This window comes from Streptomyces viridiviolaceus, assembly GCF_014650995.1.
In the GTDB taxonomy this organism is placed as follows: Bacteria; Actinomycetota; Actinomycetes; order Streptomycetales; family Streptomycetaceae; genus Streptomyces; species Streptomyces viridiviolaceus.
This window is the reverse complement of sequence record NZ_BMWA01000017.1, coordinates 40,430-65,119: the sequence shown is the minus strand read 5'-3', so window position 1 is coordinate 65,119 and position 24,690 is coordinate 40,430. Positions and strand designations below refer to the sequence as shown.

Sequence of the window (24,690 nt, the reverse complement as noted above, 5' to 3'; positions counted from 1 at the left end):
GGCCCTGCTGGGCCGGCTCAACTGGGCCGGACCCGGCCGACGGTGCGGAGCGGGCCGACGTGTGCCGTCGGCTGCCTGCGGCCGGACGGCCCCGTCGGCGTGCCGGTTCAGGAGCCGCCGTGCGGTGCGGAGTTCCACTGGAGCAGCCCCGCGGTGACCAGTTCGGCGTTCGACCCGGCGCGGTGGCCGTCCGGCAGGAGCAGGGTGTCCTCCAGGCCGATACGGGTCGCCAGTCCCAGGCGTCCGGCCAGCCGGAGCACCGGCCAGGCGCCGCCCTCCTCGCCGTGCAGCAGCAGCGGGCGGCCGTGGGCGGTGCCCAGGTCGGCGAGCAGGGCACGCGCGGAGGCCTCCGCGGTCGTCGCGTCGGTGTCCGTGACCTCCGCCAGGACGCGCAGCACCCGCGGTCCGAGCGGTGAGCGCGCGAACCGGGCCGCCCCGTCCGTGCCGGACCAGATGCCGGCCTCCACCCCCACGCCCCGGTCGATCAGCGCGGCGGCGACCTCCTCGGCGCCCGGCTCGTGCCAGTTGACCGAGGCGTGGTCGGGCAGGACGGTCCAGCTCCGTATGCGGTCGAGGCGGGCTGCCGGACCGGGCTCGGACCAGGCGCCCGTGGTCACGCCGACCGGCACCGACGCCGGCACCCGCGCCCGTATCGCCTCCACCGTGGCCGCGAGCACGCGGGGCGACAACGTGTCCCGCCCGCACGGGGTCTTGGGGTGGACGTGGACGTCCGTGGCCCCGGCCGCCATGGCCCCGGCCGCGGAGTCGGCCAGCGCCTCGGGCGAGAGGGGCACCATCACCCCGTCGACGGCCCCGCGGGCGCCGTTGAGACATACCTGCACCATCCCCCCATGGTGCAGGCACCCACTGACATCGTCCGGCGCCACCACCCGGGGGTGCGGAATCCCCGGCGCAGCCCCGTCGTGCTTCCACGCACCCCTCGTCAGGGCCTCAGGCCGTCACCAGCAACCGTCCGCGCCTGGCGTTCGCCAGGGCCTCCGGGGTGAGGACCGGACGCGGTACGAGGATCCCGCAGTCCGTGCAGACCGGACCCGCCGACGGTTCGTGGTCCAGCTCGTACCTCCAGACGAGGCGCTCCCCGCCGCACACGGGGCACTCCGTCCCCGGCTCGCGCTCCAGCGCGGAGATCAGCCCGCGCAGCACCTCGGCCAGCGGGGCATGGGGGTGGACCCGGGGATCGTCGCACCAGGCGACACCGAAACCGCCCCAGGTCAACCGGTGCCAGTCGTCCACGCTGCCCGGCCTGCGCAGCCCGTCGTGCTTCTCCTTCCTGCGGCGCTCGGCGAACTCGGCCTCGTAGGCCAGCCACACCGAACGCGCCGCCTCCAACTCCTCCAGTGCGGCCACGAGCCGCGCTGGGTCGGGGGAGCGGTCCTCCGGACCGAACCCGGCCCGGGAGCACAGATGGTCCCAGGTCGCCCTGTGCCCGTAAGGGGCGAACCGCTCAAGGCACTTGCGCAGCGAATAGCGCCGTAGCGCCAGGTCGCACCGTGGATCGCGGACCTGTCTCGCCAGACTCCGGAAACCGGCCATCGCCCTGCACCTCCGTCACACCTGCACCTGTACTTCGGTCACTTCGGCGTCGTCGTAAGGACGTCGCCGAATAGACGTATCGACACGCGATTCGGCTCCATCGGATTTCCGACGGCCCCGCGAACCGACCGCGTGGGTCGAAACCTGACGCATGTTCATCTTCACTCGCGGGGATACCGGCGGTAACGTCCGGCACACCCCAGTCGGGAGGAGCTGCCATGTCACGGCGCACCCCACGCAACGCCCTCGACAGACTGAGAACTCCCCGCGGATTCCACGGGTTCCTGAAGACCGCATCCGTATGCGCCCTCATTGCCGGTCTTTTGTCACCGTTTTCCCCGGCGGTGGCGGCCGACGCGACCACGGCCGACGGCGCGGCCGCACACCAGGCGGCCGAGGACCACTGCGGCGGCCGGTGTTCCGACGTCCTGCCGCCCGGCCAGAACGGCAACGCCACGCTCGCCCAGATCCTCCTCAACCAGGCCTTCGGCACCCAACCCGCCCACGCCGACGACCAGCTGGGCCCCTACGCGAACCTCGCCAGCGGCTACCCCGCCCTCACCGACGACAAGATCAACACCTTCTTCAACGACGCCTCCTTCGGCGTTCCCGCCGACCAGGTCGCCTCCACCGTCCGCCCGGCCGGCCGCGACGACGTCACGATCGTCCGGGACAAGAAGACCGGCGTCCCGCACATCACCGGTACCACCCGGTACGGCACCGAGTTCGGCGCCGGTTACGCGGCAGCCCAGGACCGGCTGTGGCTGATGGACCTCTTCCGCCACGTCGGACGCGGCCAGTTGACGCCCTTCGCCGGCGGCGCCCCCGCCAACCAGGGCCTGGAGCAGCAGTTCTGGCGCAGCGCCCCCTACACGGAGGCCGAACTGCAGACCCAGATGGAGAACGCCGCCGCGGCGGCCGGCGAGCGCGGCGAGCAGGCCCTCGCCGACGTGGACGCCTACGTCGCCGGCATCAACGCCTACATCGACGCCTCCGACAAGGGCCGCTACTTCCCGGGCGAGTACGTCCTGACCGGGCACAAGGACGCCATCACCAACGCCGGCACCATCGAGCACTTCAAGCCCACCGACCTCGTCGCGCTGGCCTCCGTCATCGGCTCCCTCTTCGGCTCCGGGGGCGGCGGCGAGGTCGCCAACGCGCTCTCGCTGCTCGCCGCCCAGGAGAAGTACGGCGTCGCCGAGGGCACGAAGGTGTGGGAGTCCTTCCGCCAGCGCAACGACCCCGAGGCCGTCCTCACCGTCCACGACGGCAGCTTCCCGTACCTGCCCAGGCCCGAGGACCCGCAGGGCCGCGCCCTGCCGGACGCCGGCTCCGTGGAACAGGAGCCGCTGGTGCACGACCGCACGGGCGGCGCGGCCACGGCGAACGCCACCGGCGCCTCGGCCACGGCGGCGCGGACCACCGTGACCTCGGCCCGGCGCGGCATGTCCAACGCCCTGGTCGTCAGCGGCGAGCACACCGAGAGCGGCCACCCGATCGCCGTCTTCGGCCCGCAGACCGGCTACTTCGCCCCCCAGCTCCTGATGCTCCAGGAGATCCAGGGACCGGGCCTGAGCGCCCGCGGCGCCTCCTTCGCGGGCCTGAGCATGTACGTCGAACTGGGCCGCGGCCAGGACTACGCGTGGAGCGCGACGACCTCGGGCCAGGACATCATCGACACCTACGCGGTCGAACTCTGCCAGGACGACCACCACTACCTGTACCGCGGCACCTGCACACCGATGGAGAAGGTGGAGCGGAAGAACGCCTGGAAGCCGACCGTCGCCGACGGCACCGCGGCCGGCTCGTACACGATGCGGGTCTGGCGCACCAAGTACGGCCCGGTGGAGTACCGCGCCACGGTCGGCGGCAAGAAGGTCGCCTACACCACCCTGCGCTCGTCCTTCCTGCACGAGGCCGACTCGATCATCGGCTTCCAGATGCTGAACGACCCCGACTACCTGACCGGCCCGCAGCGTTTCCAGAGCGCGGTGCAGCACATCAACTTCACCTTCAACTGGTTCTACGCCGACTCCGAGCACACCGCGTACTACAACAGCGGCGACAACCCGGTCCGGGCGGGCGGCGTCGACGCCGAGTTCCCGGTCTGGGCCCGGCCGGCGCACGAGTGGCAGGACTGGGACCCGGCCGCCAACACCGCCCGGTACACACCGGCGTCCGCCCACCCCGGCTCCCTGGACCAGGACTACTACATCTCCTGGAACAACAAGCAGGCCAAGGACTACACGACCGCGCCCTGGGGCAACGGACCGGTCCACCGGGGCAACCTGCTCGACGACCGGGTGAGGAAGCTCGTCGCCGACGGCGGCGTCACCCGCGCTGCGCTCGTCAAGGCGATGACGGAGGCGGGTCTGGCCGACCTGCGGGCCGAGGACGTGCTGCCCGACCTGCTGAAGGTGATCGGCGACGCTCCGGTGACCGACCCCGTCGCGGCGGCGGCCGTCGACAGGCTCGAGGAGTGGGTCGCGGCGGGCTCCCTTCGTACGGAGACCTCCCGCGGCTCGAAGAAGTACGCCCACGCCGACGCGATCCGGATCCTGGACGCATGGTGGCCGCTGCTGGTGAAGGCCGAGTTCGAACCGGGCCTCGGCAGCGACCTGTACACCGCCCTCACCCGCAACCTGCCCGTCGACGAATCCCCGTCCGCCGCGCACGGACCCACCGGCGCGCACGCCGGGAGCGCCTTCCAGTACGGCTGGTGGAGCTATGTCGACAAGGACATCCGGGCGGTGCTCGGCGAGCCGGTGCGGGGGCCGCTCGCGCGCGCGTACTGCGGCGACGGCGACCTCGCCGCCTGCCGCGACACCCTCGTCTCCACCCTGAAGGAGGCGGCCGGCCGGACCGCCGCCCAGGTCTATCCCGGCGACGACAACTGCGCCGCCGGCGACCAGTGGTGCGTCGACTCGGTGATCCACCGGACCCTCGGCGGCATCAAGCACGGCGCGACGAGCTGGCAGAACCGGCCGACCTACCAGCAGGTGGTGGAGTTCACCTCCCACCGGTGACCGGCCGGTCCGGCGGTCAGCGGTAGATCAGGTACTGGCGGCGGATCCCCCGGAACGCCGCCAGTTCCTGCTGCCAGGCGGCCACCACCTCGTCGGTGTCCGCGCCGGCGTCGATCATCGTGCGCACCTGCGTGGACCCGGTGAGCTTGTCGATCCAGTTGTCGGACCGCCAGGCGAAGCCGTCCCAGACCCGCTTGGCGGTCACCAGGAGCGCGATCCCGGTGCGCACGGGGTCGTACGCCTCCCGGTCCTGCACATGGATCTGCACGCCTCCGACCGTCCTGCCCTGGAACTTGGAGAAGGTGGGCGCGAAGTACGCCTCCCTGAAGCGCACGCCGGGCAGGCCGAGCGCGTTCGCGGCGGCCGCCCACCGCCCGTCCACGCCCTCGGCGCCGAGCAGTTCGAACGGGCGGGTCGTGCCGCGGCCCTCCGACAGGTTCGTGCCCTCGAACAGGCACGTGCCCGAGTACACCAGGGCGGTCTCCGGCGTCGGCATGTTCGGGCTCGGCGGCACCCAGGGCAGCCCGGAGGCGTCGTAGAACTCCGACCGCTTCCAGCCCGTCATCGTCACGGTCTCCAACGGCACCGGGGCCGTCAGGAACTCGCCGTTGAACAGCCGCGCCAGCTCGGCGACCGTCATGCCGTGCGCCTGCGCGATCGGCTGCCGGCCGACGAAGGTCGCGAACTCCTTGTGCAGGACCGGACCCAGGGCCGCCCGCCCGGTCACCGGGTTCGGCCGGTCCAGGACCACGAACCGCTTGCCCGCGAGCCGGGCCGCCTCCATGCAGTCGAAGAGGGTCCAGATGTACGTGTAGAAACGCGCGCCCACGTCCTGGATGTCGAAGACGACGGTGTCCACCCCGGACGCCGTGAAGACGTCCGCGAGCGGCTGCCCGCTCTTCAGGTAGGTGTCGTACACCGGCAGCCCGGTCGCCGGGTCGTCGTAACGGCCCTCGGATCCGCCCGCCTGCGCGGTCCCGCGGAAGCCGTGCTCCGGACCGAAGACGGCGACCAGGTCCACGCGGTCGTCGGAGTGCATGACGTCGACGATGTGGCGCGCGTCCCTGGTGATGCCGGTGGGGTTGGTGACGACACCGACCCGTTGGCCGTCGAGCGGGGCGTATCCGTCGGCGGCCAGTCGCTCGAAGCCGGTGCGCAGCGTGCGGCCGCCGCGTGCGGGAGCCGCCTGTGCCGTGCCGGCGGTGGTGGTGGCCGCCACCGCGGCCGTGGTGGCGAACAGGGTCCGTCTGGACAGCGTCATGCGGTGACCTCCGTGATCGCGGCCGGTGTCATGCGCACGCACGCTAGCGCGCGCCCGGGCCGCACGGAACGAGGCGAACCGAGGGACACCCCTTCCGTCGGGCATACCGACTGGTTAGTCTGGCGCCTTGGCGGGGCCGGAGCCGGACCGTCGCGTGTCGGTTCGCCGGCGCGCCGTACCGGTGCCGCAGCCGAGTCGCAGCCGTGTCGTGCGGAGCCGTGTCGAAGGAGACCGATGGTGGAAGCCGTGCAGGATGCCGGAGTCGTCGTCACCGGTGCGGGAGGCGGTATCGGGGCCGCCCTGGCCCGCCGCTTCGCAGCCGAGGGCGCCCGGGTCGTCGTCAACGACCTCGACGCCGGCCGGGCGAAGGCCGTCGCCGACGAGATCGGCGGCATCGCGGTCCCCGGCGACGCCTCCGCGATCGTCGCCGAGGCCCGGGAGGCACTGGGCGGCACGGTCGACGTCTACTGCGCCAACGCGGGCGTCGGCTCCGGCGGTTCGGAAGCGGCCGGGGAGGACGTCTGGGCGCTCGCCTGGGACGTCAACGTCATGGCCCACGTCCGCGCGGCCCACGCCCTGCTCCCGGACTGGCTGGAGCGCGGTGGCGGCCGGTTCGTCTCCACCGTGTCGGCCGCCGGGCTGCTCACCATGATCGGCGCCGCCCCCTACAGCGTGACCAAGCACGGCGCGTACGCCTTCGCCGAGTGGCTCTCCCTGACCTACCGCCACCGCGGGGTCAAGGTGCACGCCATCTGCCCGCAGGGTGTGCGCACCGACATGCTGGCCGCCACCGGCAGCGCCGGCGACCTCGTGCTCCAGCCGACCGCCATCGAGCCGCAGGACGTGGCGGACGCGCTCTTCAAGGGCATCGAGAACGACCGCTTCCTGATCCTGCCGCACCCCGAGGTCGCCCAGTACTACCAGGCCCGCGCCGCCGAACCGGACCGCTGGCTGCGCGGCATGAACCGGGTCCAGCAGCAGTGGGAGGCGACGACCCGGTGACCGCCTCCCGTTACGCGGCCAAGCCCTGGCTGGACCTGCTGACCGACGCGCAGAAGGCCCCGGTCGACCCGGACGCCTCGCTGGTGCACGCCCTGCGCCGGGCCGCCGCCGAGGCCCCCGACCGCGCCTTCCTCGCCTACTTCGACGGCCGCCTGACCTACCGCGAGGTGGACGAGCTGAGCGACTCCGTCGCCGGGCACCTCGCCGCCCGCGGCCTGGAACGCGGAGACCGGGTGGCGGTCCTGCTCCAGAACTCCCCGCACTTCGTGCTCGCCGTCCTCGGCGCCTGGAAGGCGGGCGCGGTCGTCGTCCCCGTCAACCCGATGTACAAGTCGGGGGAGGTCGGCCACGTCCTGCGGGACGCCGAGGTGGCCGCGTTGATCTGCTCCGACCGGGCCTGGGAGTCGTACCTGCGCGACACGGCGGCCGGTTCGCCGGTGCGGATCGTGCTCACGGCATGCGAGCTGGACTTCCAGACCCGCGGGGACGCGCGCGTGCTGACCTTCGAGCGGCTGCCCGTGACCACCGACGACCTCGCGCAGGTGGCCCGTGCCGGTCACCGGGCCCCGGAGGGCCGCGACCCGTCGGCCGACGACATCGCGCTGATCAGCTACACCTCCGGCACCAGCGGCACGCCCAAGGGCGCCACCAACGCCCACCGCAACATCATGTACAACGCCGAGCGGCAGCGCACCGGGCTCGACCTGCCGGAGGCGCCGGTCTACTTCGCCCTGGCGCCGCTGTTCCACATCACCGGCATGGTCTGCGAGTTCGGCGCCTGCCTGAACAGCACGGGCACGCTGGTCCTGGCCTACCGCTTCGAGGCGGGCGTCGTCCTGGACGCGTTCGCCGAGCACCGGCCGCACTACACCGTCGGCCCGTCCACCGCCTTCATGGCGCTGGCCGCCCACCCGTCCGTGACCCGCGAGCACTTCTCGTCCTTCGTGAACATCTCCTCCGGCGGCGCCCCGCTGCCGCCCGCCCTGGTGGAGAAGTTCCGCGCGGGCTTCGGACCGTACGTCCGCAACGGCTACGGACTCACCGAGTGCACCGCGCCCTGCGCCTCCGTCCCGCCGCACCTGGAGGCGCCGGTGGATCCGGTGTCCGGGACCCTGGCGGTCGGCCTGCCGGGCCCCGAGACCGTCGTACGCGTCGTCGACGACGAGGGGGCGGAGGTGCCCTTCGGGGAGCACGGCGAGATCGTCGTCAGCGGTCCCCAGGTCGTGCCCGGCTACTGGCGGCGCCCGGACGCCACGGCCGAGACCTTCCCCGGGGGCGAGCTGCGCACCGGCGACATCGGTTTCATGGATCCCCAGGGCTGGCTGTACGTCGTCGACCGCAAGAAGGACATGATCAACGCCGCCGGCTTCAAGGTCTGGCCGCGCGAGGTCGAGGACGTGCTCTACACCCACCCGGCGGTGCGCGAGGCCGCCGTCGTCGGGGTGCCCGACGGCTACCGGGGCGAGACCGTCAAGGCGTACATCAGCCTCCGCCCGGGCGCCGAGACGGAACCGGACGCGCTCGCCGCGTACTGCAAGGAGAGACTGGCGGCGTACAAGTATCCGCGGCAGGTGGAGATCCTGCCCGACTTGCCGAAAACGGCGAGTGGGAAGATCCTCCGTCGGGAACTGCGTTCCCGCGCGGACCACGACTAGCAGTGCAACGGAAAGGCAGGTGGCGGCAGTGCCCAGGACTTCGGACGGGGACGGCACTCCGGTGCCGCAGCGGCTCCTGGCCGCCGCCACCCGGCTCTTCGCGGAGCAGGGCTACGACCGCACCTCGGTGCAGGAGATCGTCGAGGCGGCAGGCGTCACCAAGGGGGCTCTGTACCACTACTTCGGCTCCAAGGACGACCTCCTGCACGAGGTGTACGCGCGCGTGCTGCGCCTCCAGCAGGAACGCCTGGACACCTTCGCGGACGCCGACGAACCGGTCGACAAGCGACTGCGCGACGCGGCGGCCGACGTCGTCGTCACGACGATCGAGAACCTCGACGACGCGTCCATCTTCTTCCGCTCGATGCACCACCTGAGCCCGGAGAAGAACAAGCAGGTGCGCGCCGAGCGCCGGCGCTACCACGAACGCTTCCGGGCGCTGATCGAGGAGGGCCAGCAGGCCGGCGTCTTCACCAAGGAGACCCCGGCCGACCTCGTGGTGGACTACCACTTCGGCTCCGTGCACCACCTGTCCACCTGGTACCGCCCCGACGGCCCGCTCAGCCCGCAGGAACTGGCCGACCACCTGGCCGACCTGCTGCTGAGGGCCCTGCGCCCGTGAGGTGATCGGCGAGGGCCGCCGCCGCGGGATTGCGCGGCCGCGCGCCACGCCCCGCCAGGACGACCGTGCGCCCGGGCTCCGGCTGCCGGATCTCCACGCACGGCAGCCCGGCCCGCTCGCCGATCCGCCGCGGCACGAACGCCACGCCGATCCCGGCGCGCACCAGATCGACCAGCAGCCCGATCTGGGTGACGTCACAGGTGATGCGGCGCTCCAGACCGCAGTGGGCGGCCAGGCGCCGCACCGCCGTCTCCAGGCCGGTGCCCGCGCGGAAGTCGACGAACGGCTCCTCGGCGAGGTCCCGGACGAGGGTCCGTCCGGCCTCGGCCAGCGGATGGCCCGGCGCGGTGATCAGCACCAGCTCCTCCTGCCAGGTGGCGTACGGAGTCAGCCCCTCCGGCAACTCCCGCGCGTCCGGCACGAGATACGCCAGGTCCAGCTCCCCCGCCCGCAGGGCCTCGGTCAGCTCACCGACGGGGGCGTCGCGCACGGACACCTGGACGCCCGGGAACCGCCGGTGGAAGGTGGCCAGCTCGGCGGGCAGGTCGATGCAGGTCAGCGTCTGGATCGTGCCGATCGACACCCGGCCGGCGGCCAGGCCGGCCACGGCGGCGACCGCCTGCCGCGCCTCCTCGGCGCCGGCCAGCAGGGCGCGGGCCTGCGGCAGGAGGGCGCGGCCCGCCTCCGTCAGGACGACCCGGCGGCCGGTGCGGTCGAACAGGTCGGCGCCCAGTTCGCGTTCCAGATTGCGGATCGACGTGCTGAGTGCCGACTGCACGATCAGCTCGGCGCGGGCGGCCGCGGTGAAGCCGCCCTCGGTGACGACCGCCATGAAGTGGCGGAGCTGCCGGATCTCCATCCATCTATTTTAAAGATGGCGTCCAGCGAAACCATCTGTTGGACCGGTGGGCGGCCCGCGCCGCACGCTGAGAGGCATGCGGCGCAGACTCGTCCTTCTCGACCGGTTCCTGTCCTTCGTCCGCGCGCTCGCCCGCGCGGACCATCACTACTCGGGGGGCTATTAGAGGTACTTCTTCAGCTCCCGGCGCGCCAGCGAACGCTGGTGCACCTCGTCCGGGCCGTCGGCGAGCATCAGCGTGCGCGCGCCGGCGTACAGCTCGGCCAGCGGGAAGTCCTGGCTGACACCGCCCGCGCCGTGCAACTGGATCGCCCGGTCGAGGATGCCGACCACCGCGCGGGGTGTGGCGATCTTGATGGCCTGGATCTCGGTGTGGGCGCCCCGGTTGCCGACGGTGTCCATCAGCCACGCGGTCTTGAGCACCAGCAGCCGCAGCTGCTCGACGGTGACCCGGGCGTCCGCGATCCAGTTCTGCACGACGCCCTGCTGGGCCAGGGCCTTGCCGAAGGCCGTGCGGGAGGTCGCCCGACGGCACATCAGCTCGATCGCCCGCTCGGCCATGCCGATGAGCCGCATGCAGTGGTGGATGCGGCCGGGGCCGAGGCGGGCCTGGGCGATGGCGAAGCCGCCGCCCTCCTCGCCGACGAGGTTGGACACCGGCACGCGCGCGTGGTCGAAGACCACCTCGGCGTGGCCGCCGTGGTAGTGGTCCTCGTAGCCGAAGACCTGCATGGCGCGCGTGACGGTGACGCCTGGGGTGTCGCGGGGCACCAGCACCATGGACTGCTGGCGGCGGATGTCCTCGCCGTCCGGGTCGGTCTTGCCCATCACGATGAAGATCTGGCAGTCCGGGTTCATCGCCCCGGAGATGTACCACTTGCGTCCGGTGATGACGTACTCGTCGCCGTCCCGCTCGATGTGCGTGGTGATGTTCGTCGCGTCCGAGGAGGCCACCTCCGGCTCGGTCATCGCGAACGCCGAGCGGATCTCACCGGCCAGCAGCGGCTGGAGCCACTGCTTCTTCTGCGCCTCGTCGCCGAACTGCGCCAGCACCTCCATGTTCCCGGTGTCGGGCGCCGCGCAGTTGGTGGCCGTCGGCGCCAGCTGCGGGCTGCGGCCGGTGATCTCGGCGAGCGGCGCGTACTGGAGGTTGGTCAGGCCGGCGCCGTACTCGGCGTCGGGCAGGAAGAGGTTCCACAGCCCCTGTCGGCGTGCCTCGGCCTTCAGGTCCTCCACGACCTGCGGGGTGTCCCAGGGGGAGGCCAGACGGGCGCGCTGCTCGTGGGCGACCTGCTCGGCGGGGTAGACGTGCTCGTCCATGAAGGCGAGCAGTTTGGCGCGGAGTTCCTCGGTGCGTGCGTCGAACGCGAAGTCCATGTCGGGTCAGCCCTTCTGAAGGGTGGTCAGGCCGTGCTCGATGAAGACGGGAACCAGCTCGCCGATGCGGTCGAAGCCGCGGCCGACCGTCTGGCCCAGCGTGTAGCGGTAGTGGATGCCCTCCAGGATCACGGCGAGCTTGAACCAGGCGAACGCCGTGTACCAGGCGACGGCGGAGACGTCGCGCCCCGAGCGCGCGGCGTACCGCTCGATCAGCTCGGACGGGGCGGGGTGTCCGGGGGCCTGTGCCGTGGTGGAGACGGGGGAGTCGGGCATGCCGAGGGGCTGGCTGTACATCACCAGCAGTCCGAGGTCGGTGAGGGGGTCACCGAGTGTGGACATCTCCCAGTCGAGGATCGCCCTGATCTCGTCGTCGCCGCCGATCAGCACGTTGTCGAGGCGGTAGTCGCCGTGCACGACGGTCGCGGCGGGGGAGCGGGGCAGCTCCCGGCCGAGCGTGGCGTGCAGCTCGTCGATGCCGGGCAGGTCGCGGTTGCGGGAGGCGTCGAGCTGCTTCGACCAGCGGCGCAGCTGGCGGTCGAGGAAGCCCTCGGGGCGGCCGAAGTCGCCGAGGCCCACCTCGGCGGGGTCCACCGCGTGCAGCTCGACGAGGGTGTCGACCAGGTTCAGCACCGCGGCGCGGGTGCGCTCGGGGCCGAGCGGGGCGAGCTGGTCGGCCGTGCGGTACGGCGTGCCGTCGACGAACTCCATGACGTAGAACGGCGCCCCGAGGACCTCCTCGTCCTCGCAGAGGAGGACGGGGCGGGGCACCGGCACGTTCGTCGGGTGCAGGGCGCTGATCACGCGGTGCTCGCGCTTCATGTCGTGCGCGGTGGCGAGGACGTGACCGAGCGGGGGGCGTCTGACGACCCACTTCGCGGTGCCGTCCGAGACCGCGTACGTGAGGTTCGACCGTCCGCCCTCGATCAGCCGGCCGGACAGCGGGCCGGTCACCAGGCCGGGTCGCTCGCGGTCGAGCAGGCCGCGCAGCCGGTCGAGATCGAGTCCGGGCGGGTGGTCGGGGCTCATCGTCGCTCCTACGGGAGGTGAACAATACCCGGTCCATCATGCTGACCGGTCGGTATGCCGTCCAGTGGCTGTCACGAACGTGATCGGCGCCACGATGGGCGACAGCTCCCCGCCTGGTTGGCGGGGAGCTGTCCGGGGGACCTTCTGCGGCTTTCGTGGCGCTGGGTGAGCGGGCGGTGGGACGGGGTGGTCGTCAGTGGTCGTCCCAGTGGCCTTCGTGGGCGGCGTGGCGGTGGCCGTCGTGGAGGTAGTCGACGTGGTCGCCGTGCTGCACGCGCGCGTGACCGCAGCCCTCGCTGTGCTGGTGGTCGTGGCTCTCGTGGGTCGTGTGGCCCGACGGCTCGCACTCGTCCCAGTGGCCGCCGTGTTCGCGGTGCAGATGGCCGTCGTGGGCGTAGTCGACGTGGTCGCCGTGGGGCACCTCGGGGTGCCCGCAGCCCGGGCCGTGGGCGTGTGCGTGGGAGGAGTGTTCCTGGTGCATGGTGGTCATGGTGCTCACCTTCGGGGTGCGGGGCGATGACGTCGGACAGGCTGCCACGCATACAGCGCATATCCGGTCATTCTGTGTACGTGCGTCCGGGTACCCCGGAGTGTCTAGAAGACGAGGACCGCTCCGCACACCGCCATCGCCACCGTGCACAGGGCCGCCGCCGTGGCGTACGGAGGGCCGAGGGACGAAGGCCGGTTCGTCGAGGCCAGGTGGCGGATCCGGCGGTGGGCGATGCGCAGGAAGCACAGCCAGAGGACGCAGCACAGGGCGCCGGCGGTGACCGCGGCGGGGGAGGCGCCGCCGTGCAGCGCGGTCTTCGCGGCGAGCACGGCGACGACCGTGCCCGACAGGGTCGTGCGGCGCCAGGCGAGGCGGGTGCGCTCGGGCTGGAGTCCGGGGTCGCGGTCGGCGGCGGGCTCGGGGGTCATCCCTCCCACCCGACGAGGACCACGACGACCATGGCCACGGCGACGACGGCGATGACGAGGCCGAGCAGCGCCGGGAAGCGGGACACGGGCAGGTCCTCGCCGCGGCGCATGGCCCGCTCGCAGCGCACCCAGTGGTTCACGGCGCGCAGGGCGCACAGTACGCCGGCGGCGAGCAGGGCGAGCGCGAGTCCGACGCGCCAGCCCCAGCGCAGGTCGGGGAGGAACTGGTCCACGGCGAAACCGCCGCCGATGAGCGCGAGGGCGGTGCGGAGCCAGGCCAGGAAGGTGCGCTCGTTGGCGAGCGAGAAGCGGTAGTCGGGGGTGCTGCCCTCCCGGCGGACCTCCTCCGGAGCGAACCACAGCCGGGCGTTGCGTGCGAATTCGATCACGCGGGGACCCTATCTGGTGGGTGTGCGGGGGTGATGCCTGCGGATGCCTGCGGATGCCTGCGGCGGCCTGCGCGGGTGGTCGGGGGTGCGCGTAGCGCGTTCAGTTGTGTGGTGGGTCGGGGCCGCGCCGGGGGGTGTCCGTCCTCGGAACGGCGCGGAATCGGTGGGTGACCAACTGACCGGCGTCGACGCGCCAACCGCTGCGGGCGGACACCCCCCGACACGTCCCCTTCTCGCCGTACGCGCCTGCGGGTCCGTCGCGGTGCCCGCGCGGAGCACCGCGTCACTGCGCGGTCGCGCCGCCGCCGTGCCGCGTAACCGCGGGCGGTCGTGCCGCCGCGCCGTCGTAACCGCGGGCAGTCGTGCCTCGCCCAGTGCCTGAACGGCCTGGGAGGTACCCCCAGGGGCGGCACGGGTGGGCGCGGCGGTGCCCCGCAAGCGCCGGGCCGCGCGACCCACCCCCGGCCCGCACCCACGTCGGGCAGCCGCCGAACGCAGTGCAACCGCACCCACGTCGGGCAACCGGCAAACGCCGTTCCGGCGCACCCACGCCGGGCGACGGCGCACGCCCGGTGCAGCCGACGTCACCCCCGCAGCGCCCGCAGCCGCGTGTACGCCGCCAGCCCGTCCGGTACCCACTCCCACTCGCCGAGCCGCCGTGCCACCTCCGCCTCCGTGAGGAACCCGTGCCACGCCACCTCCTCCACCTGCGGTCGTACAGGCGTCTCGCAGCGGACCTCGTACACCGCCGACCACCAGCTCCGCCCGGCCCCGTCGTCGTACAGGAACTTGAAGAGGAAATCCGGGCGCGGGAGCCCGGTCACCCCCAGTTCCTCCGACGCCTCCCGCAGGGCCGCGTCGTCGTAGGACTCACCGGCGCCGACCACCCCGCCGACGAACATGTCGTACAGCGAGGGGAAGACCAGCTTCGTCGGCGTGCGGCGGTGGACGAAGACACGTCCCTCCGCGTCCCGGGCCTGGACGAACACCGCGCGGTGGCGCAGCCCCTCGGCGTAGGCGTCGCCCCGCCGGGCCCGGCCGACCACGTGGTCGTTCTCGTCGACGATGTCGAGGATCTCGTCAGCAGCGCTCATGCGCCCATCCAACCAGCGGTCAGCGCGCCTGGAGATCCCGCGCGCGCCCGCTCCGCGCCGTGCCCCGTGGCATCGCCGGGTGCAGGCCGAGCAGGACGATGCCGGTCACCACCGCCGCGAGCCCGCACGCCTCCCACGTCAGCGCCCCGATGTCGGTGCGCAGCCGGTCGCCGAGGAAGCCGACCCCGCAGGCGATGCCGGCGAGCGGCTGGGCCGCGGTCAGCGCGGGCAGCGACATACGCAGCGGCGCGGTCCCGAACGCGCTCTGGACCAGGACCAGACCGGTGACGCCGAGCGCCACCACGGCGTACGGCTGCCAGCCGGTCAGCAGTTCCGTCGGGCCGCCCGAGGAGAGCAGCCGGCCGCTGACCCGGGTCAGCGCGTCCTGCACCCCGTAGAGCAGCCCGGCGGCCAGCGCCAGCAGCACCGGTCCCCGGCTGAGCCGGGAGCGCCGGGCACACGTGGTGAGCAGCACGGCGAGTCCGAGCATCAGGCCGATGACCAGCCAGTGGCGCAGCGGGTCGGTCACCGCGCTGCCGGCGCGCGGTTCGCCCGCCACGATGAACGCGGTGACCCCGCCCGCCAGCAGGACGAGGCCGGCCCAGCCCTGGCGGCCCAGCGGCTGCCGGGTCTGTCTGCGGGACAGGGCCAGGGCGAAGAGGAGGTTCGTCGCGAGCAGCGGCTCCACCAGGGACACCTCGCCCCTGCCCAGCGCCACCGCGCCCAGCGTCATGCCCGCCACCATCAGCCCCATGCCGGCGAGCCAGCGCGGCACCCGCACGAGGTCGAGCAGGAGCCGGGGGGACAGGAAGTCCCCCAGCGGGGCGCGTCGGGCCGCGTTCTGCTGCAGGACGAAACCGAAGCCGAGGCAGCACGCCGCGCTCACGGCGAGCACCAGAACCAGAACCGACACGCTGCGTACCTCGATCGTCAGGTCGGGCCACGGGGGCGTGAGGCCCGACTCTAGTGCCCCCCGGTGCGGAGTGCCGGGCGAGTGCGGCATACGGGTGGCGAGGCGCGGAGGGCGGACGCCGGTGCGCCAAGTTCCTCTGGAACAGGATGAGTTGACGCGTGTAACGCTCTTTCGGGCCTTGACGCCGAGCGTTGGCTGCCGCTTTGCTGTGCGTGATCAGTTCATGGCAAACCGGCTACCGACGACCGACCGCGTCGCGTGAGGAAGTTCCGCGGTGTCCCCACCTCCGCCTCCCCTCGGCCGCGGCCGCAGACGTGCGGCCCAGACCTTCGACGAGGCTCTCGACGACACCGAACTCATCGCAGCGCGCGCCGCGTTGGCGCAAGGACGGTGGCAGAGCGCCCGCTCCCTGCTCGTCCACACGGGCGACGACTGGGACCGCCGCGGACACCGGGTGACCGTCCTCGCCAAGGAGCCCTACACCGCCGCCTGGGCCCGCGAGTGGCTGCTCGCCGAGCCCGAGTCCGCCGACGCCCTCGTACTGCTCGCCCTGGCCCGCGTCCACCGCGCCCTGCGCGGCAAGGACAAGGCGGTCCCGGCCCGGGAGGCGTGCAGGCAGGCCGCCGTGCGGGCCCCCGCCGACCCCACCCCCTGGCTCGGCCTGCTGATACTGGAGCGCTCGTTCGGCGCCGAGGAGGAGGTGGTGCGGGCCTACGAGGAGGTCCGCGGACGACACGCCGACCACCACCACGCCCACCACCTGATGGTGGCCAGGCTCGCCGAACGCCGGGGCGACACGGGTCCCGACCCGCTGCACGAGGTCTACGACTTCGCCAACTGGGCCGCCGAGCAGGCCCCCGCCGACTCCCCGCTGGCCGTCCTGCCGGTGATCGCCCACGCCGAGCGCTACCGCGTACTGGCCGCCGCCGGACACGAGCCCGCCGACCCGGACGCCTCGGGCCACTGGACCGGCCGGCGCGCCCGGCTGGTGATGAAGGCCGCCTTCGACTGGTGGCTGGAGTGGGAGCAGGACGGCCACCCACGGCGTCTGATCGACCTCAACTTCCTCGCCCACGCCAAGTACTGCGAGGGCCGGGGCGCCGAGGCCGCCGCCCTCTTCCACCGCATCGGCGACCATGCGACACCCGCCCCGTGGTCGTACCCGGACCGCGATCCCCGCTCCGCCTTCCGTGCCGCCCGCGCCGACGCGCTCGGTACGGCCTGATGTTCCCGGATTCGACAGAAGGACGGTCTCGATGACCACGGGCAGTTCGAGCACGATCAGATCCGCGTCAGGCGGAGGCATCAGCACCTTCAAGGGGGAGGAACGGGCCCTGCGCGCCGACCGGCTGGGCACGGGCGGCCTGCTGCTCTCCGTCCTCGCCGCGACCGCCCCGCTCATGGTGGTCGCCGGAGTCATGCCCACCACCTTCGCGGTCATGGGCATCGTGGGCCAGCCGCTGCTCTTCGTGGTGCTGGGTGTGGTGCTGATCCTGTTCAGCGTCGGGTACGCCGAGATGAGCCGGCACGTCCACAACGCGGGTGCCTTCTACGCGTACATCTCCCGCGGGCTCGGCGGCACCGCCGGCGCCGGCGCCGCCCTGGTCGCGCTGGTCGCCTACAACGCCCTCCAGGTCGGCATCTACGGCATCTTCGGCTTCGAGGTCTCCGGGCTCCTGGCCACCTACGCCGACCTCGAGGTCGCCTGGTGGATACCCGCGCTGCTGGCGGTGCTCGCCGTCGGCACGCTGGGCTGGCTGAAGATCGACGTCAACGCGCGCGTCCTCGGCGTCCTGCTGCTCATCGAGGTCGTGCTCGTGGTCGTGTTCGACATCGCGGCCGTCGCCGACCCCGGTGCGCAGGGCCTGTCGCTGCACGCCTTCGACCCGGACACCCTGACCGGGGCCGGGGTCGGGACCGCGTTGTGCTTCTGCATCGCCGCCTTCCTCGGCTTCGAACAGGCGCCCGTGTACGCCGAGGAGACCAGCCGGCCGCACGTCCTGGTGCCGCGCGTGATGTTCCTCGCGGTCGGGGGAGTCGCCGTCTTCTTCGCGCTCAGCAGCTGGGCGCTGACCGTGGCCACCGGACCCGCGCAGATCGTGGGCACCGCCCGGGAGCAGAGCGCCGGACTGCTGTTCTTCCTCACCGAGTCGCGGCTCGGCGGCACCTTCACCGACATCCTGCACGTGCTGTTCGTGACCGGCATGTTCGCCGCCCTGCTCAGCTTCCACAACGTCGTCGCCCGGTACGCCTTCGCGATGGGCCGCGAGGGCCTGCTGCCCGCCGCCTTCGGACGCACCAGCGGCACCAGCGGCGCGCCCGGCACCGGCTCGCTGCTCCAGACCGCCGTGTCCGCGGTCGTCGTCATCGGCTTCGCGATCGCCGACGACAAACCGACGGGGGACCCGACCGAACCCGTTCTGCATCTGTTCACCTGGGGCGGCAACATCGGTGCCCTCGGCGTGATCGTGCTGATGGCCGCGGCCTCGTTCTCGGTGGTCGCCTTCTTCGTCCGGCGCGGCGCCGCCGCTGCCCAGGGCGTGCGCCTGGCGACCTCCGCGGTGGCGGGCGTCGCCCTGCTGGTGATCGCCAGCTACACGGTGAGGGACTTCGACGTCCTCGTCGGCGCCGGCCCCGACTCCTCGCTGAGCTGGGTGCTGCCCGGCATCATCGGCCTCGCCGCCGTCGGCGGCGTGGTACAGGGACTGCTCCTGCGTTCCCGCGCACCCGAGCAACACGCCCGCATCGGCCAGGGCAACGAGGCGTTCCAGCTGGACAAGGCGGCCTCCTCGTGACCCTCACGGCGTGACCGAGGGCGTGACCGGGTCCGGCGCGGCGATCGTGAAGGCGTCCTCCAGGGCCGCCTCCGTGCCGCCGTGCCGGACCCGTACGTCCACCGGCGTCCCCGGGGCCGCCGGCACGGCCGGGACCACGACCGAGAGGACCAGCCGGTCGCCGGTCCCCGCCGGCGCGGTGAGCGGGCCCGCCACGCTCACCCCGCCGACGGACACGCTGCCGTCGCGCAGCAGCTCCGGGGGGTCGAAGTGGACGCCGCGCAACTCGACCGCGATCAGGTCCCCGGGCCGGGCGGCGCCGTCGCCGCCGACGTCCACCGCGGCGATGCCGTAGACGCAGGCCGGGTCGCCGCCCGGCGCGCCCACGAGCCGCACGGTGACACCGGGATGCCGCCGGTGGAACTCCAGCAGACCGCCCAGCACCTCGTACACCGCGCGGCCCTTGCAGCCGGCCGGCCCGCCCGCCGCCTCCGCGTGGGCCCGGGCAGCCGTCTCCCAGCTGCCGCCCCGGCCCTGTACGGCCAGGCAGCCGTGGGCCAGCCCCCGCAGCAGTCGCCGCTCCTCGCTCGGCGGCACCGACGCGAGCACCCGGAGGACCTCCCCGCACCGGTCGGGGGAGCGCAGCAGGTCGTACAGGCTCCGCGGGTCGGCGACGGCGTCCGTGTCGGGGGAGTCGGGGCCCGGCGGGAGCCAGGCGGGGACGGTGAGCGGCCGTGTGCCGCGGTCGCGGCCGGGCGGGGCCGAGCGGGGCGAGTCCGAGGCGGCAGGGGCGGGAGTGCTCGGGACGACGGGCACGTGCGCGGAGCCGACGGGCCCCGGTTCGCCCACCGAACCGCCGCTGCCGTCCGGTCGCCAGGAGGGAGCGGCCGCGGGGGACTTCGCCACGGGGCCGGGAGCACCGTCAGGGCCTCCGTTCGACAGCCCGCCCGCCACACTCACGCCCCCGCCGCCGCTCGGTGGTCCGGCCTCGCCCGCGGCGCAGGAGGCCGCGACCACCGCCACCGCGCCGGCGAGGCACAGCCCCGCGACCCGCATCCCGAGCGAAACCCCCATGACGCCCCCCGACGTGATCACCCCCGGACGCGCGCCGGGGCCTCTCATCATCCGGTCGCACGCCCCGCGGCGGAAGTGGCGCACGCGCGAGCGGCCCGGACGAGGCGGCTGCCGGGACGTCCGTTCGGGACGAACCGGCAGCCGGCCTCGGCCGGGCCGCGCGAGGGCGAGGACGGGGTGACCGTCGTCGCGTACCCCTATATGACCAGTGAGAGGAGGAGCACCAGGGCGCCGGCGACCACCGAGATGATCGTCTCCATGACGGACCAGGTCTTGATCGTCTGGCCGACGTTCAGACCGAAGTACTCCTTCACCAGCCAGAAGCCGGCGTCGTTGACATGGCTGAAGAACAGCGAGCCGGCGCCGATGGCCAGGACCAGCAGGGCCGCGTGCGTGGTCGACATGTCGGCCGCCAGCGGGGCGACCAGACCGGCCGCCGAGACCGTCGCCACCGTCGCCGAACCGGTCGCCAGCCGGATGGCCACCGCGATCAGCCAGGCAAGCAGCAGCGCCGGGATCGACCAGTTCTCGGAGATCTCCAGGACCATCTGGCCCACGCCGGAGTCGATCAGCGTCTGCTTGAAGCCGCCGCCCGCGCCGACGATCAGCAGGATGCCCGCGATCGGCGCGAGCCCCTTCTCGACCAGGCCCGACACACGGCCCTTGCCGAACCCGGCCGGCCGCAGCAGCGTGAAGATGCCCACGATCACGGCGGCGAGCAGGGCGATCAGCGGGTTGCCGATGACGTCGAAGGTGCGCTGCACCAGGTTCTCGGGGTCGTCGATGATGATGTCGACGAGCGCCTTGGCCAGCATCAGCACGACCGGCAGCAGGATCGTGGCCAGGGTGGCGCCGAAGCCGGGACGCTTCTGCAGGTCCTCGGACGCGCGCTGCGGGATCATCCGCTCGGGGGCCGGGACGTCCACCCAGCGGGCCGCGTACTTGGAGAACACCGGACCGGCGATGATCACCGTCGGGATGGCGATCAGGACGCCCAGCGCCAGCGTCACGCCGAGGTTGGCGCCGAGCGCGTCGATCGCGACGAGCGGGCCGGGGTGCGGCGGGACCAGGCCGTGCATCACGGACAGGCCGGCCAGGGCCGGGATGCCGATGCGCATCAGCGAGTAGTTGCCGCGCTTGGCGACCATCAGCACGACCGGGATCAGCAGGACGATGCCGACCTCGAAGAACAGCGGCAGACCGATGACGGAGGCGATCAGCACCATCGTCCACGGCATCGAACGGGCGCTCGCCTTGCCGAGGATGGTGTCCACGATCTGGTCCGCGCCGCCGGAGTCGGCGAGCATCTTGCCGAGGATCGCACCGAGTGCGATCAGCACGCCGACGCCCGCGACGGTGGAGCCGAGCCCGGCGGTGAAGCTGGTGATGACCTTGTCCAGCGGCGCCCCGGCGAACGCGCCGAGTGCCAGCGACCCGATGGTCAGCGCCAGAAAGGCGTGCAGCTTGAACTTGGTGATGAGCAGGACGATGACGGCGATGCCCAACAGCACGGCGATGCCCAGCTGGGCATGACCGGCCGAGGTGATCGGCGCGACGGTGTCCGCTGCCAGCATCTCGACGCTGAGTCTGGTCACGGTGATTCCCTTGCGGTGATGGGGATTCGGGGGGGCAGGGCCGTGGGCACCCGCAGGTGCGCACGGCCCCGGGGGGAGGGGTGTGGGGAGTGGTTACTGGACCGGCTCGGGGAGCGCCTTCAGGGCGTTCATCGCCCGCTCGGTGATCTCCTCGGGACTGCCGGCGACATCCACCGCGACTCCCGCCTCGTCCGGCTCGAGCGGCTGGAGCGTGGCGAACTGGGAGTCGAGCAGGGCCGTCGGCATGAAGTGCCCCTGCCGGTGCGACATACGGTCCTCGATCAGCTCACGGCTGCCCGTGAGATGGACGAAGACGACACCGGGAGCGGCGGCGCGCAGCCGGTCGCGGTACGACCGCTTCAGTGCCGAGCTGCTCACCACCCCACCGAGCCCCGCCCGCCCGTGCGCCCAGCCGCCGATGGCGTCCAGCCAGGGCCAGCGGTCCTCGTCGGTGAGCGGGGTGCCGGCCGTCATCTTGGCGATGTTGGCCGCCGGGTGGAAGTCGTCGCCCTCGGCGTACGGAACGCCGAGCCGGGCCGCGAGCAGGGGGCCGATCGTGGTCTTTCCGGTGCCCGCTACGCCCATGACCACGACGACATGGGGGGTGTGCAGTTGCTGCATCGTGCTCTCGCTGTCTGCTGTCTTCGTCGACACGTGATGTCGACGTAACTGAAACCCATTAGGTACGACGAATTCAAGAGCTTGTGACAAATAAATCTGACTTTTTGTTCCCGTGACACGCCACGTACTCTGAGTGCATGAGCACACGGGGCCGGGGGCTGCACGGCCATGTACTGGACACCCTCGGCCCCGAGATCACCGCGGGCGGGTACCCTCCGGGCAGCGTCCTCCGCACCGACGAACTGGCCCAGCGTTTCGAGGTGTCACGCTCCGTGATGCGGGAGGCCGTCCGGGTGCTGGAGTCCATGCACCTCGTCGAGTCGCGCCGCCGCGTGGGCGTGACCGTCCTGCCCGAGTGCGAGTGGAACGTCTACGACCCACAGGTCATCCGCTGGCGGCTGGCCGGCGCCGACCGGCCGCGCCAGCTGCGCTCGCTCACCGTGCTGCGCTCGGCGGTCGAGCCGGTGGCGGCGGGACTGGCGGCGACGCACGCCACGTCGGAGCAGTGCGCCGAACTGACCGAGTGCGCGCTCGGCATGGTCGCCAACTCACGCGGTCACAAGCTGGAGGGCTACCTCTTCCACGACGTGGCGTTCCACCGGGTGATCCTGGCCGCCTCGGGCAACGAGATGTTCGCCCGCCTCGGCGACGTCGTCGCCGAGGTCCTGGCCGGCCGTACGCACCACGACGTGATGTTCGAGGACCCCGACCCGGCCGCCGTCACCCTGCACGTCCAGGTCGCCGAGGCGGTCCGGGAACGCGACGCCGAGCGCGCCGAGCGGCTCACCCGGGAGATCACGGTGGGGGCGCTGCAGGAGCTGGACATCCTGGCGCCGTAGCGTGGCCGGACAGCCCTAGTCCAGGAACTCCCCGTCGACGTACACCCACGCGCCGTCCACCCGTTCGAACCGGCTCCGCTCGTGCAGCGAGCCGCCGTGGTAGGACGCCCGGAACGTCACGGTGCCGGTGGTGTGGAAGGCGCTCCCGTCGGCCGTGTCCAGGATCTCCAGCCCGGTCCACCGCATCCGTGGGTCGAGGTCCAGGCGCTCCGGCCGCGTCCTCGGGTGCCACGTCCGCAGCAGGTAGCCCGCGTCACCCCGCACGAAGGCGCTGTAGCGCGAGCGCATGAGGGCCTCGGCGGTCGGCGCGGAGGCCGCACCCGTGTGGAATCGGCCGCAGCACTTCTCGTACGGCTCGGGCAGCCCGCACGGGCAGGAACGCGTGGTCATGGCCGCCATTGTGCCCCGTCGCGGGCCTGGCCGGAAAAGCAGAAGACCCCTGCTGGGCAGGGGTCTCATCTGGTGTCCGAGGGGGGACTTGAACCCCCACGCCCGATAAAGGGCACTAGCACCTCAAGCTAGCGCGTCTGCCATTCCGCCACCCGGACAAGGTGTCTGTCGTCCGGGGCGCTGCCCCGCGGCGACGACGTAAACATTACCAGGCTTTCCGGGGTGGCCGATCACCCCCCGCCTCGGCGTGAACGGCGTGTGACGGGCCGGGACCGGTCTTGGGTCCGCGGCGGCGGAGGGGGAGGATGAGAGGGACCCACCAGCAGTGACAGCGGGAGGAAGCACGTGAGCGAGACGGGCACGGCCAGGAGCGTCACCGGCGAGGACGAGGTCGTGGACCTCTGCCGCGAGCTGATCCGGATCGACACCAGCAACTACGGCGACCACTCGGGTCCGGGCGAGCGCAAGGCGGCCGAGTACGTCGCCGAGAAGCTCGCCGAGGTGGGACTCGAGCCGAAGATCTTCGAGTCCCACCCGGGGCGCGCCTCCACGGTGGCCCGGATCGAGGGCGAGGACCCGTCCCGGCCCGCGCTGTTGATCCACGGCCACACCGACGTCGTCCCGGCCAACGCGGACGACTGGACCCACCACCCGTTCTCCGGAGAGATCGCGGACGGGTGCGTGTGGGGGCGCGGCGCGGTCGACATGAAGGACATGGACGCGATGACCCTCGCGGTCGTCCGGGACCGGCTGCGCAGCGGACGCAGGCCGCCCCGGGACATCGTGCTGGCGTTCCTCGCGGACGAGGAGGCCGGCGGGACCTACGGCGCCCGCTACCTGGTCGACAACCACCCGGACCTCTTCGAGGGCGTGACCGAGGCGATCAGCGAGGTGGGCGGCTTCTCCTTCACCGTCAGCGAGCAGCGCCGGCTCTACCTGATCCAGACGGCCGAGAAGGGCATGCACTGGATGAAGCTGACCGTGGCCGGCACCGCCGGGCACGGCTCGATGATCCACCGCGACAACGCCATCACCGAGCTGTCGGAGGCCGTCGCGCGCCTCGGTCGGCACACCTTCCCCGTCCGTGTCACCAAGACCACCCGGGCCTTCCTCGACGAACTGGGCGACGCCCTGGGCACCGAGCTCGACCCGGAGAACATGGAGGGGACGCTCGCCAAGCTCGGCGGTATCGCCAAGCTCATCGGCGCGACCCTGAGCAACACCGCCAACCCCACGCAGCTGGGAGCGGGCTACAAGGTCAACGTCATCCCGGGCGAGGCGACCGCGCACGTCGACGGACGGTTCCTGCCCGGACACGAGGAGGAGTTCCTCGCCGACCTCGACCGGATCCTCGGGCCGAAGGTGCGGCGCGAGGACGTGCACTCCGACAAGGCCGTCGAGACCACCTTCGACGGAGCCCTCGTGGACGCCATGCAGTCCGCGCTGGTGGCGGAGGACCCGGCCGCGAAGGCGATCCCGTACATGCTCTCCGGCGGGACGGACGCCAAGTCCTTCGACGACCTCGGCATCCGGGGCTTCGGCTTCGCGCCGCTGAAGCTGCCGCCGGAGCTGGACTTCGCGGGCATGTTCCACGGGGTCGACGAGCGAGTGCCGGTGGAGGGACTGCAGTTCGGCGTGCGGGTGCTCGACCGGTTCATCGACGCGTCCTGATTTCGCCCGCAGAAACGCGACTTCAGG

At 72.5% G+C, this 24,690-nt stretch carries 23 protein-coding genes and 1 tRNA gene; 8 read left to right on the top strand and 16 right to left on the bottom strand.

All coding sequences use genetic code 11. From position 1 onward, the window contains the following. Nucleotides 1–107 precede the first annotated feature (107 nt). Nucleotides 108–845, bottom strand: coding sequence for a 3-keto-5-aminohexanoate cleavage protein (locus IE260_RS24770; RefSeq protein ID WP_189875513.1), 738 nt, complete (start codon nucleotides 843–845; stop codon nucleotides 108–110). 106 nt (nucleotides 846–951) lie between these two features. After that, complete coding sequence (locus IE260_RS24765; protein WP_189875511.1) at nucleotides 952–1,554, bottom strand: hypothetical protein; 603 nt, start codon at nucleotides 1,552–1,554, stop codon at nucleotides 952–954. Nucleotides 1,555–1,772: 218 nt separating this feature from the next. Here IE260_RS24765 and IE260_RS24760 point away from each other — a divergent pair, with 218 nt between their 5' ends. Next, nucleotides 1,773–4,580, top strand: coding sequence for a penicillin acylase family protein (locus IE260_RS24760; RefSeq protein ID WP_189875509.1), 2,808 nt, complete (start codon nucleotides 1,773–1,775; stop codon nucleotides 4,578–4,580). Between the two features lie 16 nt (nucleotides 4,581–4,596). On the opposite strand, the gene IE260_RS24755 is transcribed toward IE260_RS24760, so the two are convergent. Beyond that, a complete protein-coding gene (locus tag IE260_RS24755) occupies nucleotides 4,597–5,841 on the bottom strand; it encodes an exo-beta-N-acetylmuramidase NamZ family protein (protein ID WP_189875507.1) in 1,245 nt (414 codons plus the stop codon). Between the two features lie 234 nt (nucleotides 5,842–6,075). Here IE260_RS24755 and IE260_RS24750 point away from each other — a divergent pair, with 234 nt between their 5' ends. The 3 genes from IE260_RS24750 to IE260_RS24740 are packed head-to-tail and all read left to right on the top strand — an operon-like array spanning nucleotide 6,076 to nucleotide 9,120. Then, nucleotides 6,076–6,843, top strand: coding sequence for an SDR family oxidoreductase (locus tag IE260_RS24750; protein WP_189875505.1), 768 nt, complete (start codon nucleotides 6,076–6,078; stop codon nucleotides 6,841–6,843). After that, complete coding sequence (locus tag IE260_RS24745) at nucleotides 6,840–8,498, top strand: class I adenylate-forming enzyme family protein (RefSeq protein ID WP_189875503.1); 1,659 nt, start codon at nucleotides 6,840–6,842, stop codon at nucleotides 8,496–8,498. Before IE260_RS24750 ends, IE260_RS24745 begins: the two co-directional genes overlap by 4 nt. A 28-nt stretch (nucleotides 8,499–8,526) precedes the next feature. Beyond that, nucleotides 8,527–9,120 carry a TetR/AcrR family transcriptional regulator gene (locus tag IE260_RS24740; RefSeq protein ID WP_189875501.1) on the top strand — a complete coding sequence of 198 codons (594 nt, stop codon included), beginning with the start codon at nucleotides 8,527–8,529 and terminating at the stop codon, nucleotides 9,118–9,120. On the opposite strand, the gene IE260_RS24735 is transcribed toward IE260_RS24740, so the two are convergent. From IE260_RS24735 to IE260_RS24700, 8 genes are all read right to left on the bottom strand, one after another. Further along, nucleotides 9,059–9,979: a LysR family transcriptional regulator gene (locus IE260_RS24735; RefSeq protein ID WP_189875499.1), complete on the bottom strand. Its 921-nt coding sequence runs from the start codon at nucleotides 9,977–9,979 to the stop codon at nucleotides 9,059–9,061. The genes IE260_RS24740 and IE260_RS24735 overlap by 62 nt on opposite strands. 162 nt (nucleotides 9,980–10,141) lie before the next feature. Continuing rightward, on the bottom strand, nucleotides 10,142–11,356 hold the full coding sequence (locus IE260_RS24730; protein ID WP_189875497.1) for an acyl-CoA dehydrogenase: 1,215 nt from the start codon (nucleotides 11,354–11,356) through the stop codon (nucleotides 10,142–10,144). Between the two features lie 6 nt (nucleotides 11,357–11,362). Then, nucleotides 11,363–12,385: a phosphotransferase family protein gene (locus tag IE260_RS24725; protein ID WP_189875495.1), complete on the bottom strand. Its 1,023-nt coding sequence runs from the start codon at nucleotides 12,383–12,385 to the stop codon at nucleotides 11,363–11,365. Nucleotides 12,386–12,578: 193 nt separating this feature from the next. Further along, a complete protein-coding gene (locus IE260_RS24720) occupies nucleotides 12,579–12,875 on the bottom strand; it encodes a hypothetical protein (protein ID WP_189875493.1) in 297 nt (98 codons plus the stop codon). 104 nt (nucleotides 12,876–12,979) lie between these two features. Beyond that, nucleotides 12,980–13,303, bottom strand: coding sequence for a DUF202 domain-containing protein (locus IE260_RS24715; RefSeq protein WP_189875491.1), 324 nt, complete (start codon nucleotides 13,301–13,303; stop codon nucleotides 12,980–12,982). Next, nucleotides 13,300–13,692: a YidH family protein gene (locus IE260_RS24710; RefSeq protein WP_189875489.1), complete on the bottom strand. Its 393-nt coding sequence runs from the start codon at nucleotides 13,690–13,692 to the stop codon at nucleotides 13,300–13,302. The genes IE260_RS24715 and IE260_RS24710 overlap by 4 nt, the downstream gene beginning before the upstream one ends. A 584-nt stretch (nucleotides 13,693–14,276) precedes the next feature. Further along, complete coding sequence (locus IE260_RS24705; protein WP_189875487.1) at nucleotides 14,277–14,786, bottom strand: NUDIX hydrolase; 510 nt, start codon at nucleotides 14,784–14,786, stop codon at nucleotides 14,277–14,279. 19 nt (nucleotides 14,787–14,805) lie between these two features. Beyond that, nucleotides 14,806–15,699 (bottom strand): DMT family transporter, encoded by an 894-nt coding sequence (locus tag IE260_RS24700; RefSeq protein WP_189875485.1) that lies wholly within the window; start codon nucleotides 15,697–15,699, stop codon nucleotides 14,806–14,808. Nucleotides 15,700–15,973: 274 nt separating this feature from the next. On the opposite strand from IE260_RS24700, the gene IE260_RS24695 reads away from it, so the two are divergent. Both IE260_RS24695 and IE260_RS24690 read left to right on the top strand, forming a co-directional pair. Continuing rightward, the gene (locus IE260_RS24695) at nucleotides 15,974–16,924 is read left to right on the top strand and encodes a hypothetical protein (protein ID WP_189875483.1); all 951 of its coding nucleotides are present in this window, start codon (nucleotides 15,974–15,976) and stop codon (nucleotides 16,922–16,924) included. 31 nt (nucleotides 16,925–16,955) lie between these two features. After that, nucleotides 16,956–18,494 carry an APC family permease gene (locus tag IE260_RS24690; protein WP_189875481.1) on the top strand — a complete coding sequence of 513 codons (1,539 nt, stop codon included), beginning with the start codon at nucleotides 16,956–16,958 and terminating at the stop codon, nucleotides 18,492–18,494. A 3-nt stretch (nucleotides 18,495–18,497) separates the two neighbouring features. On the opposite strand, the gene IE260_RS24685 is transcribed toward IE260_RS24690, so the two are convergent. The 3 genes from IE260_RS24685 to IE260_RS24675 form a co-directional block, all read right to left on the bottom strand. Continuing rightward, on the bottom strand, nucleotides 18,498–19,547 hold the full coding sequence (locus tag IE260_RS24685; RefSeq protein WP_189875478.1) for a hypothetical protein: 1,050 nt from the start codon (nucleotides 19,545–19,547) through the stop codon (nucleotides 18,498–18,500). A gap of 197 nt (nucleotides 19,548–19,744) precedes the next feature. Next, nucleotides 19,745–21,142 carry a GntP family permease gene (locus IE260_RS24680; protein WP_189875476.1) on the bottom strand — a complete coding sequence of 466 codons (1,398 nt, stop codon included), beginning with the start codon at nucleotides 21,140–21,142 and terminating at the stop codon, nucleotides 19,745–19,747. 93 nt (nucleotides 21,143–21,235) lie between these two features. Then, nucleotides 21,236–21,763: a gluconokinase gene (locus tag IE260_RS24675; RefSeq protein ID WP_189875705.1), complete on the bottom strand. Its 528-nt coding sequence runs from the start codon at nucleotides 21,761–21,763 to the stop codon at nucleotides 21,236–21,238. A 137-nt stretch (nucleotides 21,764–21,900) separates the two neighbouring features. Here IE260_RS24675 and IE260_RS24670 point away from each other — a divergent pair, with 137 nt between their 5' ends. Further along, entirely contained in the window at nucleotides 21,901–22,602 is a 702-nt protein-coding gene (locus IE260_RS24670; RefSeq protein ID WP_189875474.1) for a FadR/GntR family transcriptional regulator, read from the top strand. 15 nt (nucleotides 22,603–22,617) lie between these two features. Here IE260_RS24670 and IE260_RS24665 read toward each other — a convergent pair whose 3' ends face one another. Both IE260_RS24665 and IE260_RS24660 read right to left on the bottom strand, forming a co-directional pair. Next, a complete protein-coding gene (locus IE260_RS24665; protein ID WP_189875472.1) occupies nucleotides 22,618–22,992 on the bottom strand; it encodes a YchJ family protein in 375 nt (124 codons plus the stop codon). Between the two features lie 70 nt (nucleotides 22,993–23,062). Then, nucleotides 23,063–23,150: transfer RNA gene (locus IE260_RS24660), tRNA-Leu, on the bottom strand. 187 nt (nucleotides 23,151–23,337) lie between these two features. Between IE260_RS24660 and IE260_RS24655 the strand changes: the two genes are divergently transcribed. Continuing rightward, nucleotides 23,338–24,663, top strand: a complete 1,326-nt coding sequence (locus tag IE260_RS24655) for a M20/M25/M40 family metallo-hydrolase (protein ID WP_189875470.1) — start codon at nucleotides 23,338–23,340, stop codon at nucleotides 24,661–24,663. Nucleotides 24,664–24,690 lie beyond the last annotated feature (27 nt).